Raw genomic sequence first — 14,795 nt, 5'->3', positions numbered from 1 at the left:
TTTATTCCTCCTCCTTGGCCAGTTTAAGTTTTAATGATGGCTTTTTATCCCAGTTTCTGCTTGTTGCAGCTATTATTTTTTCGCTGACAAGAAGAACAGAGGGCATAATTAAAATAATAACTACCATGCTTATTAGTGCTCCCCTTCCGAGCATTTTGCAAAGAGTCTGAATCATATCCATCTTTGCAATAAGACCAACCCCAATAGTTGCGGCAAAGAAACACATTGCACTTGTTACGATAGATACTGCACTTCCTTGAACAGCTATTTTCATAGCTTCAAATCTATCGGCACCATTTCTTATTTCTTCCCTGAATCTTGATGATAAAAGTATTGCATAGTCAACGGTAGCACCAAGCTGTATGCAGCCTATAACTATTGAAGCAATAAAGGGAAGGGTTTGATTCATGTAAAATGGTATTGCCATGTTTATAAATATTGCAAGTTCTATGCAAAGAACAAGTATTATTGGTATAGATAAAGAAGTAAAAACAAGCAGTATTATTGCAAATATCGATGCTATTGAAACAAGGCTTGAACGGTTAAAATCTTTATTTGCAAGGTCGATTAAATCCTTTGTCAAAGGACCTTCTCCAGCTACAATTCCGTGTAAATCGTAGGATTTAACAATATAGTTTAAATCTTTAACCTGATTATTTTCTTCTTTAGTTGCTGCTTTATATTTTGAAGTGGCAACTAATAATTTGTAGCCGCCTTTAGTAGAGATTTCTCTTATATCTTCAGGAATAAAGCTTTCAGGTATTCTTGTTCCTACGAATTTGTCATAGGCTATAACATGTTCAATTCCATCAACTTTTTCTATTTTTTTAACCATTTCATTTATTTTATAGGCTGGTATTTTGCTGTTTACTAATATCATATGAATGGTTGTCATGTCATACTCGTTTTTAAGCTTGTTTGTGGCAACGACTGATTTTAAATCCTTTGGAAGGGATTCGTCGAGGTTATAGTACACTTTAACATTTGACTGCCCAAAAACTGCTGGTATGAATAATATTAAAAAGGCTATTGCAAATACTTTATAATACTTAGTAACTATATTAGCTGTCTTTTCAAAGGACGGAAGATATACCCTGTGATGATATTTGTGTATCTGGCTGTCAAAGGTTAATATAAGGGATGGAAGTATTGTAACAGCAGTTAAAACTCCAATTAGTACTCCCTTTGCCATAACGATTCCCATATCTTTCCCTATTCCAAGACTCATTACGCAAAGTGCTAAAAATCCTGCAACTGTTGTAAGGGAGCTTCCGGTTATTGCAACAAAGGTCGCTTCAATTGCATTTGCCATGGCCAAAGCTTTATCTTCAATTTTCTGCTTTTCTTCTTCGTATCTATGAAGTAAAAATATTGAGTAGTCCATAGTAACTCCAAGCTGAAGAACAGCTGCAAGAGCTTTTGTGATATAGGATATCTGTCCTAAGAATTTGTTCGTTCCAAGGTTGTAAACAACGGCAAAACCTATTGAGATTATAAATAAAAAGGGTATAAAATAGGATTCCATTGAAAAACTTAAAACTAAAAGGCAGAGCGCAACTGCAAGAAGCACATATATAGGAGTTTCTTTATCTGCAAGATCTTTTGTATCTTTTACTATTGCAGCAACTCCTCCGAGGAAACACTGCTCATTTGTAACTTTCCTAATGCTGCTTATTGCATCCATAGTTACCTTTGATGAGGCAGACTCATTAAATTTTATAAAAAGCAGCGTTGAATTTTTTCTGTAAAAAAAGTCTTTGATTTCATCAGGAAGTATTTCCTTAGGTATGCTCGTATCTAAGGCATCGCTAATCCAGATGACCTTTTCAACACCATTTACTTTTTCGATTTTCTCTTTAAGTTTTAATACATCCTTTGACTCCATGTTTTCAACAATTAGCATAGATGTCGCTGCGTTATGAAAGGACTTATCAAGTATTTCCTGACCTTTCATGGTGTCGAGGTTTTTAGGAAGATAGGTTAGGATGTCGTAGTTGATTTTAGTTGATACCATTCCGAATATGGCTGGAATTAAAAGTACAGCAGCTATTATTAATGTTGCTGTTTTGTGTTTAGTTACTAATAGACCAAACTTTTTCAAGACTGTCATCTCCTTTAAAGATTTTATATAGTTAACATTTTTTTAACCATCATAAATAAAACAGGTTTCATATTGTCGATTGTGTCAGGCTCTTCGAGAATAATTGAACTGTATATTACTGAACCTGTAAGTTCTATTACCATAAACAAAATTTTTTCAATATTATCATCGCTAAAGCCTTCCTTTTTGAGACTGCTTAAAAGAAGATCAGCAACTTCCTTCATTTCCTTATATTCTTCAGGCTTTTGAAGGGCTTTTCTAAAAAGGCCAAAGGAAAGATTTTTATGTATTATTTTTAAAAGCATTTTATTGTTTTTAAAATACTCAACTATGTAGTCTATAAAGCTGATTACTCTGTCGATGTAGTTGTTGTAATTCTCATCCTTTATTTTTTGAAGGGCTTCTTTTATTACTAAGGAGCTTTTTGATAGTATTAAATGATCCATTATGTCGTATTTATCTTTAAAGTAAAGATAGAAGGTACCCTTAGCAACTCCAGCCTTTTTGACGATATCGTCTATTGCTGTGCTGCTAAATCCTTTAGTTAAAAACAAATCATAGGCAGCATCAAAGAGTTTGTTTCTTTTTATTAATTTATTTTTGTGTATTTTATCGCTTTTTTCTTTAACCATTCAGCACCCACCTTTAAAATTGACTAATAGTCATTTATCATAATATTATTATATGCATAAATGACCATTAGTCAATTATATATATATTAATATTTTGTTAATACAAAAAATGTCAGGAAGAAATCTTCCTGACATTTATTTTTTATATCATCTCTTTTTTTATACCTCTTAAAAGAGTTTTATCATAATCTATATAGTCATAAACTGATAAGTCAAAATAATCTCCAAACATTTTTAATTCCTCAAGGGATAATTCTTCAATGGATTTATCATTATCTTCGCAGTATAAAACTATTCTTCCAACTATTCCATGGGCATCCCTGAAGGGAACTCCCTTTAAAACGAGATAATCCGCAAGCTCTGTTGCATTAAGAAATCCCTTTTTAACTGCACTTTTCATGTTTTCCTTCTTAACTTTAACAGTTGGGAGCATTTCAGCCATAACCTTTATACATGATAGTGTAGTATCAACACAGTCAAAGAAGGCTTCCTTATCCTCCTGCATATCCTTGTTATAGGCAAGGGGCAGGGCTTTCATAGTTGTAAGAAGAGATATTAAATCTCCATAAACTCTTCCTGTTTTTCCCCTTATAAGCTCAGCTGCATCGGGGTTTTTCTTTTGAGGCATTATGCTGCTTCCTGTTGAGAATTCATCTCCTATTTCAATGAAACTGAATTCTTTGCTGCTCCATAGAATAATTTCTTCGCAAAGCCTGCTAAGATGCATCATTATTATTGAAAAATCAGACATAAGCTCTAAAAGATAGTCTCTGTCGCTGACACCGTCTAAGAAGTTGTCAACAGCCTTTTTAAATCCGAGTTTTTTAGCTGTAAATTCCCTGTCAATATCATAGGTTGTTCCAGCTAGGGCACAGCACCCGAGAGGACTTTCGTCTAATATTTCCTTAGCATTTCTAATCCTTTTTATATCCCTTTCAAACATACTTACATAGCATAGAAGGTGATATTTGAATGTTATAACTTGGGCCCTTTGGAGATGGGTGTATCCGGGCATTACTGCATCATTATATTTATCTCCTAAATTCTTAAGAGAAATTGTTAAATTATGCAAATTTTCAATTACCTCATCACATTTTGATTTTGCATAAAGTTTCATATCAACTGCAACCTGATCGTTTCGGCTTCTTGCTGTGTGGAGCTTTTTTCCAACATCTCCTATTCTTTTTATTAAATTTGATTCTATGAAGCTGTGAATATCTTCATAATCCCCAGTAATAGGTAATTTATCTGATTCTATATCACTTAATATACCTTTAAGCCCTTTTATAATTAAATCTGCTTCTTCCTCTTTTAATATTTTGCATTTTGAAAGCATACTGCAGTGGGCTATGCTTCCACTAATATCCTCTTTATATAATGTTTTGTCAAAGGATAGAGAGCTGTTAAAGCTCTCCATTATTTTGCTTTCTGAATTTTTAAATCTTCCTCCCCAAAGCTTCATAATAAAACCTTCCTTTATTCTTTATTAGTCATAGCCTTAATTTTTGATGGAAGAGAATAAAGATTAATAAAGCCTTCTGCATCCTTATGATTATAAAGCGAGCCGGTTGAAAAGGATGAAATCTCTTCATTATAAAGGGCATAGGGTGTATCTATTGAAGCTGTTTTTATATTTCCTTTGTAAAGTTTAAGTTTAACGCTTCCTGTTACAGTCTTTTGAGTTGTTTCAACAAAGGAGTCTAAGGATTCCCTGAGGGTTGTAAACCAAAGTCCGTCATAAAGAAGTTCCCCGTATTTTATAGACATAATCTGCTTAAAATGATAGGTCATCTTATCTAAAGTCATGCGCTCAAGTTCATCATGGGCAAAATATAAAAGCGTTCCTGCAGGAGTTTCATATACTCCCCTCGATTTCATGCCGACGAGTCTGTTTTCAACTAAATCTATCACACCTATTCCGTTTTCTCCTGCTATTTTATTAAGCAGTTTTAGCATTTCAACAGGACTTAATTCTTCTCCGTTTACCTTTTTAGGAACTCCCTTTTCAAAATAAATATCCACATAGGTTGGAAAATCTGGAGCTTTTTCAGGAGGCGTAGTTAAAAGATACATATCCTCTTTATGCTCATTTGTCGGGTTCTCAAGTTCTCCGCCCTCATGGCTTACATGCCAAAGGTTCATATCTCTTGAATATATTTTTTCCTTTGTAACAGGTATGTCAATGCCTCTTCTTGCTGCATAGTCTATGGCATCCTCTCTTGATTTTATATCCCATATTCTCCATGGGGCTATAATCTTTATATCAGGGTCAAAGGAGGCAATTCCAACTTCAAAACGAACTTGGTCGTTTCCTTTGCCTGTACAGCCGTGGCATATATATCTTGCACCTTCAGTATGTGCAATCTCAACAAGCTTTTTGGCCATAAGAGGACGAGCAAAGGCAGTACCAAGAAGGTATTTTCCTTCATATACTGCACCGCTCTTTATTCCTTTAAAAAGGTAGTCAGTTATAAATTCCTCTTTTACGTCTTCAATATATACCTTTGAAGCGCCTGTTTTTATTGCCTTTTCTCTTACCTTTTCCATGTCATCTCCCTGACCTACATCTATACAAACAGCTATAACCTCAAAATCATAATTTTCCTTTAGCCATGGTACGATAATCGATGTATCAAGACCTCCTGAATAGGCAAGTATTACTTTTTCTTTCATAGTATCACTCCTGAAATATAATAATAAAATATCTAACGATTAATATAGTAATAATTATACACAAGTAATTATAACTATGCAATATGATAATGAATTTTTATACTAAAAAATTTAAAATAATACATACATCATATATATTATTTATTGTAAAACAATATTATTTATATTAAACTTATTTTAGATATAAATTATTTATAGATATTAATTTTAAACAATAATTTTAAATTACGGAGGAATTATCTTGATAGAATTCAGACCATTAGAGCTTAAAGATAATATAGTATTTCAAAAGTATTTATCAGAATACCAGTTTAAAACATATGAGTACTCTTTTTTAAATCTTTATCTTTGGAGAAAATATTGTAATGTTCAATATGCAATAGTTGATGATGCCCTAATAATAAAGAAAAATGAAGGAGATGCAGGTACATATTTTATGCAGCCAATAGGTTTTAAAGATGAAAATTTAAAAGATATAATTTCAATACTATTAGAAATTAAAAAAGATAATAAGGATATGTTGTTTTTGCTTGGAGATATTGAAGAAACATTTTTAAAGAAGCTTTTGAAAATATATGGAGAAAAGTTGATTTATACTGAAGATATAAAAAAATTTGATTATATTTATGAAGCTAAAAAATTGATTAACTTTACAGGTGAAAAGTTAAGAAAAAGAAAACTACAATACAATCAGTTCAAGAACGCTTATGATTTTGAAATAAAGGATATACATGATAAAAAAGTTATTGAAGATTGTATATATTTTTCTGAAAAGTGGTTTAATACGCAAGAAAATAAGGATAATCAGATAACGTTTGAGCTTGAAGGTATTAAAGATATTCTAACTAATTTGCAATTCTTTAATGCTATAGGAATGGCAGTATACATAAATAATAATATTGCAGGATTTACAATAGGTGAAAAGGTAAATAAAGAAATGGCAGTAATACACATTGAAAAAGGCGATATTACCTATAAAGGCATTTATGCTTTTATAAATAGAATCTTTGCAAAAAAATATTTAAACGATATAGTATATATAAACAGAGAAGAAGATGTTGGAATAGAGGGTATAAGAAGGGCAAAACTTGCCTACGATCCCGTAAAACTTGAAAAAAAATATCTTATCAATATACAATGAGGTGCCACGATGAAAAAGTTACTTGAAGGGGATAATATAATATTAACAGCCGTTAATGATTCTGATATAGAGAATATGGAAAAATGGTTTAATGATTTATCTTTTTTAAGATATTATGATTACCTTCCTTCTGTACCTAAGACATATAAAGAAATTAAAGAATTTATTGATGAATTTACTAAAGCAAATGATAAATATATTTTTGCTATAAGAAAAAAAGAGTCAAAAAAAATAATCGGTATTGCAGGATTTGATGATATACTATGGAACAATGGTGTAGCGACTGTTTTTATTGGTATAGGAGAAAAAGAATATATTTCAAAAGGCTTTGGTAAAGAATCTCTGTGTCTTCTTATAGATTTTGGATTTTTTGAATTTAATTTTCATAGAATACAATTGAATGTGATTAGTTATAATAATTCTGCAATAAATCTTTATGAAGGAGTAGGATTTAAAAGAGAAGGTGTATACAGGGAGTTTTTACTAAGAGATGATAAAAGATATGATATGTATTTGTACGGACTTTTAAAGCAAGAGTGGAAAGCATAGTATAATAATTTTTATAGATATTAAATAGGGGGACATTTTATGAATAATTATCTTACAGAAGAAGCTATAAACAAGTTAAAAGAAGAGATTGAATATAGAAAGGTAGTTGTAAGACATAAAATAATAGAGGATATAAAGGAAGCAAGAGCCTTTGGAGATTTGAGCGAAAACTTTGAATATAAGGCGGCAAAGAGAGAAAGGGCAAAAAACGAAAGCAGAATCAGATATCTTGAGAGGATGATAAGAACTGCTAAAATAATAAAGGATGATACGATGCCTGATGAGGTAGGAATAGGCAAAATAGTTACCTTGAGATTTCTTAAAGAGAATGAAGTAGACAAATTTACAATAGTTACAACTATTGAAGCAGATCCTATGAATAATTTGATAAGCATCGAATCGCCCATAGGGAAGGCAATATATAGGCATAAAGTAGGAGAAACTGTAACTGTTGATTCTCCACAGGGACAATATGAAGTTAAAATTGAAGAAGTCTGCTATAAAGAATAAAGCAGGGTACCCTGCTTTATTCTTTATAGTTTGTAAGAGTGCTGTTTACAGCCTGCATTGCGCTGTTTACTGCATTCAAAGTGTTTTGGATGTATTGTCTGTTTTCAGGCTTTTCTACAGAACCTAATGCTGCATTTAGACAATTCTGAGCCTGCTGTAGGTGATTTGCAACATCTTGCACATGCTGTCTTGCATTTTTACCCTTAGTATTTGGCATTTAATATCCCTCCAAAAGTAATTTTTAGTTACGATTTTTATTATTTGTAATTTATTTTAAATAATTCAAAGAAAGTTATAATAAATTTTCCAATATTTTTTTATTCTCTATTGTAATTTAAATGAAAAGATGCTATAATCTATTTATGCTTGTGAATACAGGCAAGATATAAGATTTAAGCGGCATTTCCTCCTTTTGTAAGGGTAATGAAAGCTGTTTAAGATCTTAAAGTATTAAAAGGAGGAATGTTTAAATGGCAGACAAAACATTAGTATGCAAAGATTGTGGAAAAGAATTTATATTTACTGAAGGTGAGCAGGCTTTCTACAAAGAAAAGGGTTTTGAAAATGAACCACAAAGATGCCCAGAATGCAGAAAAGCTAGAAAGCAGCAAAGAAACAACGGATACAGAAGATAAATAATTTTGTACAATCAACCCTGTAAGGTAGCCTTACAGGGTTTTTAATTAATTAAATTGAGGTGATTAAATGATTTTGGTCAGTTCTTGCCTTTTAGGACTTGATACTAAGTATAATGGAGAAAATAATGCTAAGGAGCTTTTAATTGAGTACAGCCGCTATGGAAAGTTTATTCCTATATGTCCTGAGCAGCTTGGAGGGCTTTCAACTCCAAGAGCCCCATCGGAGATAGCAGGGGGAAGCGGAGAGGATGTTTTAAAAGGTTTATGCAGAGTTTTAAGCGAAAGTGGAACTGATGAAACAAATCAGTATATAAAAGGTGCGAAGGAAGTTATTAAAATAGTTAAAATTTTTCCTGTTAAAGCTGCAATATTAAAGCAAAGAAGCCCATCCTGCGGGAGCATGCAGATTTATGATGGAAGCTTTTCCGGCAAGGTTAGAGATGGAGCAGGAGTTACTGCAGTTTTACTTAAAGAATATGGTATCCCTGTATATTCAGAGGAAGAAATAAACAGAGATATTTTAGAAAAACTTATATTTGAATAGTTAGAGTGCAAAATGGATAATATTACATAAAATGTATTAAAGCAATATATAAGGTAATGAATATGGAGCTTTTGGGCATTCCCATTTATATGAATAGAAATTTAATTCTCGATTTATATTCAACGTTAATAAGTGGATATATAGAAAGTAAAGAAGACCTTTTTTTAAAAACAAAGGATAACTTTGCAAAATTTCAGATTGATAATAAAGTTTCTAAGGGAAAGGATAATAAAAAAACAGACCCTAATGATAAAAATAATGTAACAGGAAACAGCTATAGTGATGTTCTTGATTATTATGGAAACGTTGAAAACAGAAATGGAAGAAGAGTTCAAACGAGGCTGAAAAAGTCCTTTACTACGTTTACTATATATAATTCATTAAGAAAAATAATGTATTCAAAAAATATGATAAAAGGAAATGATGAATCAGAATTTGATGATATAATGCCTATGGATTTTATAGAGTTTAATGCAGTAATGCCTCCTATATCCCTTGAATCGGAGATTTTTTCGGTGATATCTCTTATTGAAGCCTATGATACAAAGCTTTTAAACAAGCTTTTGCCCTATGATGATACTAAATATACAATAACGAATTTTGATTTCATTTATAAACAACTTAAGATTTTATATGATATTCTTAATAAAAACAATACGAATTATATAGTTGTTAATAATAACAGATTTAAAGTTGTTCTTAATGTAAATCTAAATTTTTTTATGGATAAGAATTATTTTGTATATGATAATGTGAATTGTAATTTTAAGGTTATGTGTCAGGTTACAAGAAAAATAGGAAGAGATGAACGTATTAATCTTTTAGATAAAACATGTATACCTGATTATTATATGGAAATATTAAATTTAACAAGAAGCTATCTTGATATATTAAAAAAGTACGATATATTAATTCCGCAGGGATTTTCATGTTTTGTAGAATATCCTGCACTAAAGGCTACTGCAATAGCAATGTATATATAATAATAGAAAAATTTTGAGTTGTAATAATTTTTCTATTGACATTTTTAAAATTTTATCATAGAATTTTGATAAATCATTATAGACTTTGAAAAGGAATAGTAGAAGCATTAATCTTTCAAAGAGAGGGGATGGTTGGTGGAAATCCCTAAAGACATGTTTCGAACCGGCCTTGGAGTCCTGCACCGAAGATTTTAGTAGGCTGCAGCGGGTGTCCCGTTATAGATGTGAGAGAATATACCTTAAATTAGGTATGTTAATTAGGGTGGTACCGCCGAATAATTGCCTCGGTCCCTTTATGGGATTCGAGGCTTTTTTATATCTATTAGTATAGGAGGATTTAGTATGGGTAGTGATAAGGAAAAGAAATTTGTTGAAGAGATAACTCCAATGGATGAGGATTTTGCCCAGTGGTATACAGATATTGTAAAGAAGGCAGAACTTGCAGATTATTCAAGTGTTAAGGGATTTATGATTGTTCGTCCCTATGGTTATGCTATATGGGAAAATATTCAGAAAGATCTTGACAGAAGGTTTAAGGAAACAGGGCATGAAAACGTTTATATGCCTCTTCTTATACCAGAAAGCCTTCTTCAAAAGGAGCAGGAACATGTTGAAGGTTTTGCTCCTGAGGTTGCATGGGTTACTCATGGAGGAAGCGAAAAACTTACTGAAAGGCTTTGCGTAAGGCCAACTTCTGAAACCATTTTCTGCGAACATTTTGCTAAAATAGTTCAGTCATATAAGGATCTACCAAAGCTTTATAATCAGTGGTGTTCAGTTGTAAGATGGGAAAAAACAACAAGACCATTTTTAAGAACTGCAGAGTTTTTATGGCAGGAAGGACATACAATACATGCAACGGCAGAGGAAGCAGAAGAAGAAACAATAAGAATGCTTAATGTATACGCCGATCACTGTGAAGAAGTTCTTGCAATTCCTGTTATAAAGGGACAGAAAACTGATAAGGAAAAGTTTGCTGGTGCAAAGGCTACTTACACTATAGAGAGCCTTATGCATGATGGTAAAGCACTTCAATCAGGAACATCCCACAATTTTGGGGATAATTTTGCAAAGGCTTTTGATATTAAATATCTTGATAAAGAAGGTAAGCTTCAGTATGTTCATGAAACATCCTGGGGGTTCACAACAAGAATGATTGGAGCTCTTATAATGGTTCATGGTGATGACAGCGGACTTGTTCTTCCTCCTAAAGTTGCTCCAATACAGGTTATTGTTATTCCTATTGCTCATCATAAAGAAGGAGTGCTTGAAAAATCCTATGAAATTAAGGATAGAATAGCAAAGGTAGCAAGAGTTAAGATTGATGACAGCGATAAGATGCCAGGATGGAAGTTTAATGAGTATGAAATGAAGGGTGTTCCTCTAAGAGTTGAAATAGGTCCAAAGGACATAGAAAACAATCAGGTTGTATTGGTTAGAAGAGATAACAGAGAAAAGATAACAGTTAAAATGGATGAGCTTGAAAACAGGATAGTTGAAATACTTGAAGATATTCAAAAATCACTGTATAACAAAGCAAAAGCTCATAGAGATGCGAGAACTCACGTTGCAACTAATATGGAAGAATTTAAAGATATTGTTGAAAATAAGACCGGATTTGTAAAGGCTATGTGGTGCGGAGACAGGGAATGTGAAGACAAAGTTAAAGAGATGACAGGCGCAACAGCAAGATGTATGCCCTTTGAGCAGGAACATGTAGGGGATAAATGTGTATGTTGCGGAAAAGAAGCTAAAAAGCTTGTATATTGGGGAAGAGCATATTAATAAAAGGCGGCTTTTGCCGCCTTTTTGTTTATAAGTTTGATATTTAGACTACTTCCTCAATAGATGGAGCTTTATGAAATTAATTGAATTAAAATTTTTTATGAATATATATCAGAAAATTCAATATTTATTCTTTCGACTTTATTATTAGGTGAGTATTTATTAACTTTCAAGATTGTATCCTTTTCTGGAAGTGTTATACAGGGTATTTCAAAAGTAAACTTACTTCCAATTCCAATTTTGCTTTTTAAATATATTCTACCTCCATGGAGTTCAACGAGAGATTTAACTATTGAAAGACCTATTCCGCTGCCCTCGCTTGGTCTTGATAATGACATATCGGCTTGTACAAATCTTTCAAATATTATTTTTTGTTTTTCCTCAGAAATACCTATTCCAGTATCTTCAACGGATATTAACACATTATCTTTTCTGTCTTCAACCTTAACTGTTATGGTTCCTCCAATGTCAGTGAATTTAACTGCGTTTGCGAGGAGATTAAGCATAATCCTTTCGATTTTATCACCATCACAGGCAACAATTTTTTCTTCAATGTCAGTATCGAATATAAGGTTTATTCCTTTGTTTTCTATATAGTCAGAAACAGAAATGGTAATATCTTCAATCAGCTCAACTATGTTATAATTTTTTAAATTTAATTTAACATAACCAGATTCAATCTTTGTAATATCAATTATATTATTTGTAAGCTTAATTAACCTATAGCAGTTTTGTTTCATTATGTTATAGTATTTTTTTAGTCTTTCAATATCGTCGAATATTGTTCCATTTTTATACATTAACTCGCACATTTGAAGAGCACTTATAACAACATTTATAGGAGTTCTCAGCTCATGAGACATATTTGAAAAAAACTCAGTGATTAATTTATCGTGTTCTAAAGCTTGCTTTAAAAGTTTTTCAGTTTCTATTGCATTTTTTCTTATTGTTATGTCTCTGAATATTGAGAGTATTGCAGATTTCCCGTTATACATAAAAGAAACGCATCTTATTTCTGCATCCATAAAAGTACCATCGCTGCAAATTATTTTTATTTCTGATAGGGGTGAAGGAACCATAATATTTTCTATGCTGTATTCTATAATATTTTTAAATAAACTATGATAATCAGGGTGCACTAAATCGATGTACTTTTTACCAATTATATCATCAGAATTGTTTGCTCCGAGCATTTTTAATCCAGCTTCATTAACATATAAACAATTTTCACTATCAAATATGAATATTCCATCGGGAAGAAGATTTACAAGATTTCTATATTTTTCTTCGCTTTCAATAAGTTTTTCCTCAGCAGCTTTCCTGCTTGTTATATCGAAGGCTGTAATTAAAATTACATATTCACTGTCGATTTGTATAGCAGTAGCTGTTGCACTTATCCATTTTTCTTCTCCACTTTTAGTTAGTACTTTAATTTCATAAACTTCTGGAGAAAGAACAGCTTCATTTTCTATAAGTGTACATTCAAAGAAATAATGTCTAAAATCAGGATGAATCAGGTCTGCTACATTCATTTCTTTTAGTTCATTTAATGAATATCCAATAAACTTTTCAGCAGCAGGATTAGCGTATAATATTTTACTTTCGCTGCAAATAAAAATATATGAAGATGTAGCTTCAGTTAAGGATTTAAATTTAAGTTCACTTTCTTTTAAAGCCTGTTCAATATTCTTTTCTCCTTTAAATATAGATACAAACTTCATAAAAATACCCCTCAATTATGATAAAGTTTTAATTATTTGAGCAAATATGCATAATTTGCTTTTGTAAATTCAAGCATTTTATCTGCTATTACTCTATGTCCTTCCTTATTTGGATGTATACCGTCTATACAGAGTAAATTTCTATAATCGGGCTGTTTTAAAAATGCTCCTCTTATATCTATCCATCTTGTATTTGTATTTATTGCAGCATCTATAATTGCTGAGTTATATCTCTCCTGCCACCAGTATATCTTATTTACGCTCCCTAACCACTTTAATATGTTGTTTTTCTTTGACTCATCATTTTCGCTAATCCATTTAAAATATCTATCAGCATCGATTGGCGGAAGGGATAGTAGTATTGGAGTTATATTAGAGCGCTTTGTGGAGATTATAAAATCAGTTAATGTCTTTTCAAATGTATCAAAATCAGTATTAGGAAGGTGGTTTATACTTGGGTTTTTGGCTACTTCATTCCAGTTAAAGTCGCAGTCATTACCCCCGAACTCAATTACTATAATATCTGGATGACTTTTTATTATTTCATTTGCTGCTTTTGAGATTCCTTTTGTTAATGTATTTCCAAACCTTGCTGCGTTGAATATTATGCCTTTGATTTTTGTCTCTAAAATAGATGCATAGTTATCCTTTAATATTATATATTTTCCCTTTGATTCATCGAAGATAACTCCTCTTGATATAGAATCGCCGCAAAGAAGGAATTTGTATGTTTCTTTTAAGTCCATAAAACCACCTCAAATTTATTTGAAAAATTATCCATATACTATTATATCACTTTATAATGTGATGTTAATAATTATATATTAAAATTTATATATAGTTTATGAGTTTAGTGCTTTTAAAATATAATATTTGATATTATAATAGAGTATTATAACCAGATAATAAAGGGGGATATAAATGAAGGCTAAAGATATGATTCTTATATCTATTTTTGCATCTCTTACAGCGATTGGGGCTTTTATTAGAATAGACATAGGATATATACCATTTACACTTCAATTTTTCTTTTGTGCACTATCGGGAGTTTTGCTTGGAGCTAAAATGGGAGCTTTATCTCAAATAATATATGTTGCTATAGGACTTTTAGGTCTTCCTGTATTTTCAAAGGGAGGAGGATTATCTTATGTATTTAAACCCTCCTTTGGATTTATAATAGGTTTTATTGCTGCTGCGTATATAATCGGATTATTTTCAAAGAAAAGCAATAGTTTTATTACGATGTTTTTTTCGCAAATTTTGGGGCTTACGGTTCTTTATATTTTTGGAGTCATATATATGTATCTTTCAATGAATTTTTTTCTTGAAAAGCCGATGGCTTTCATAAATATCATAAAGGCGGCTGTTCTGCCTTTTATAATTGCAGACATAATTAAGATAGTTTTAGTATCAATAATTGGGGTAAAAATAAAACCGATTCTTAGAAATATATCTTTAATATAAAAAGTAAAGCCCATAATACTGCTAAAGCCAATATAGAGCCTTAATGAGAGGAAA

Annotated in this window: 15 protein-coding genes and 1 other annotated feature; of the genes, 8 read left to right on the top strand and 7 right to left on the bottom strand. The window is 31.6% G+C overall.

The window, feature by feature from the left end; genetic code table 11:
* Position 1: 1 nt before the first annotated feature.
* The 4 genes from B5D15_RS11330 to B5D15_RS11315 form a co-directional block, all read right to left on the bottom strand.
* Positions 2-2,110: an efflux RND transporter permease subunit gene (locus B5D15_RS11330; protein WP_078697240.1), complete on the bottom strand. Its 2,109-nt coding sequence runs from the start codon at positions 2,108-2,110 to the stop codon at positions 2-4.
* Between the two features lie 14 nt (positions 2,111-2,124).
* On the bottom strand, positions 2,125-2,733 hold the full coding sequence (locus tag B5D15_RS11325; RefSeq protein ID WP_078697239.1) for a TetR/AcrR family transcriptional regulator: 609 nt from the start codon (positions 2,731-2,733) through the stop codon (positions 2,125-2,127).
* Between the two features lie 142 nt (positions 2,734-2,875).
* Entirely contained in the window at positions 2,876-4,195 is a 1,320-nt protein-coding gene (gene argH / locus B5D15_RS11320) for an argininosuccinate lyase (RefSeq protein WP_078697238.1), read from the bottom strand.
* A gap of 14 nt (positions 4,196-4,209) precedes the next feature.
* Positions 4,210-5,406 carry an argininosuccinate synthase gene (locus tag B5D15_RS11315; RefSeq protein ID WP_078697237.1) on the bottom strand — a complete coding sequence of 399 codons (1,197 nt, stop codon included), beginning with the start codon at positions 5,404-5,406 and terminating at the stop codon, positions 4,210-4,212.
* A 241-nt stretch (positions 5,407-5,647) separates the two neighbouring features.
* Here B5D15_RS11315 and B5D15_RS11310 point away from each other — a divergent pair, with 241 nt between their 5' ends.
* The 3 genes from B5D15_RS11310 to greA are packed head-to-tail and all read left to right on the top strand — an operon-like array spanning position 5,648 to position 7,606.
* Positions 5,648-6,547, top strand: a complete 900-nt coding sequence (locus B5D15_RS11310) for a DUF2156 domain-containing protein (protein WP_179122283.1) — start codon at positions 5,648-5,650, stop codon at positions 6,545-6,547.
* Between the two features lie 9 nt (positions 6,548-6,556).
* A complete protein-coding gene (locus tag B5D15_RS11305) occupies positions 6,557-7,096 on the top strand; it encodes a GNAT family N-acetyltransferase (protein ID WP_078697235.1) in 540 nt (179 codons plus the stop codon).
* A gap of 39 nt (positions 7,097-7,135) precedes the next feature.
* On the top strand, positions 7,136-7,606 hold the full coding sequence (greA, locus tag B5D15_RS11300; RefSeq protein WP_078697234.1) for a transcription elongation factor GreA: 471 nt from the start codon (positions 7,136-7,138) through the stop codon (positions 7,604-7,606).
* 16 nt (positions 7,607-7,622) lie between these two features.
* Here greA and B5D15_RS11295 read toward each other — a convergent pair whose 3' ends face one another.
* Complete coding sequence (locus B5D15_RS11295) at positions 7,623-7,823, bottom strand: EscE/YscE/SsaE family type III secretion system needle protein co-chaperone (RefSeq protein ID WP_078697233.1); 201 nt, start codon at positions 7,821-7,823, stop codon at positions 7,623-7,625.
* Positions 7,824-8,076: 253 nt separating this feature from the next.
* On the opposite strand from B5D15_RS11295, the gene B5D15_RS11290 reads away from it, so the two are divergent.
* From B5D15_RS11290 to proS, 4 genes are all read left to right on the top strand, one after another.
* Positions 8,077-8,241, top strand: coding sequence for a zinc-ribbon domain-containing protein (locus B5D15_RS11290; RefSeq protein ID WP_078697232.1), 165 nt, complete (start codon positions 8,077-8,079; stop codon positions 8,239-8,241).
* Between the two features lie 70 nt (positions 8,242-8,311).
* Positions 8,312-8,788: a 2-thiouracil desulfurase family protein gene (locus B5D15_RS11285; protein WP_078697231.1), complete on the top strand. Its 477-nt coding sequence runs from the start codon at positions 8,312-8,314 to the stop codon at positions 8,786-8,788.
* Positions 8,789-8,877: 89 nt separating this feature from the next.
* Positions 8,878-9,771, top strand: a complete 894-nt coding sequence (locus B5D15_RS11280) for a DUF6414 family protein (RefSeq protein WP_143287294.1) — start codon at positions 8,878-8,880, stop codon at positions 9,769-9,771.
* A 76-nt stretch (positions 9,772-9,847) separates the two neighbouring features.
* Positions 9,848-10,067 (top strand) — a binding site (T-box leader).
* A 46-nt stretch (positions 10,068-10,113) separates the two neighbouring features.
* Positions 10,114-11,556 carry a proline--tRNA ligase gene (proS, locus tag B5D15_RS11275; RefSeq protein WP_078697229.1) on the top strand — a complete coding sequence of 481 codons (1,443 nt, stop codon included), beginning with the start codon at positions 10,114-10,116 and terminating at the stop codon, positions 11,554-11,556.
* 98 nt (positions 11,557-11,654) lie between these two features.
* On the opposite strand, the gene B5D15_RS11270 is transcribed toward proS, so the two are convergent.
* Entirely contained in the window at positions 11,655-13,277 is a 1,623-nt protein-coding gene (locus B5D15_RS11270; RefSeq protein WP_078697228.1) for a PAS domain-containing sensor histidine kinase, read from the bottom strand.
* A 32-nt stretch (positions 13,278-13,309) separates the two neighbouring features.
* On the bottom strand, positions 13,310-14,023 hold the full coding sequence (locus B5D15_RS11265) for an SGNH/GDSL hydrolase family protein (protein ID WP_078697227.1): 714 nt from the start codon (positions 14,021-14,023) through the stop codon (positions 13,310-13,312).
* Between the two features lie 175 nt (positions 14,024-14,198).
* Between B5D15_RS11265 and B5D15_RS11260 the strand changes: the two genes are divergently transcribed.
* A complete protein-coding gene (locus B5D15_RS11260; protein ID WP_078697226.1) occupies positions 14,199-14,741 on the top strand; it encodes a biotin transporter BioY in 543 nt (180 codons plus the stop codon).
* Positions 14,742-14,795 lie beyond the last annotated feature (54 nt).

Origin of the sequence: Caloramator quimbayensis (genome assembly GCF_900167605.1) — a bacterium.
GTDB lineage: Bacteria > Bacillota > Clostridia > Clostridiales > Caloramatoraceae > Caloramator_B > Caloramator_B quimbayensis.
The sequence above is the reverse complement of the archived record's forward strand: the minus strand, read 5'-3'. Positions and strand labels throughout refer to the sequence as shown.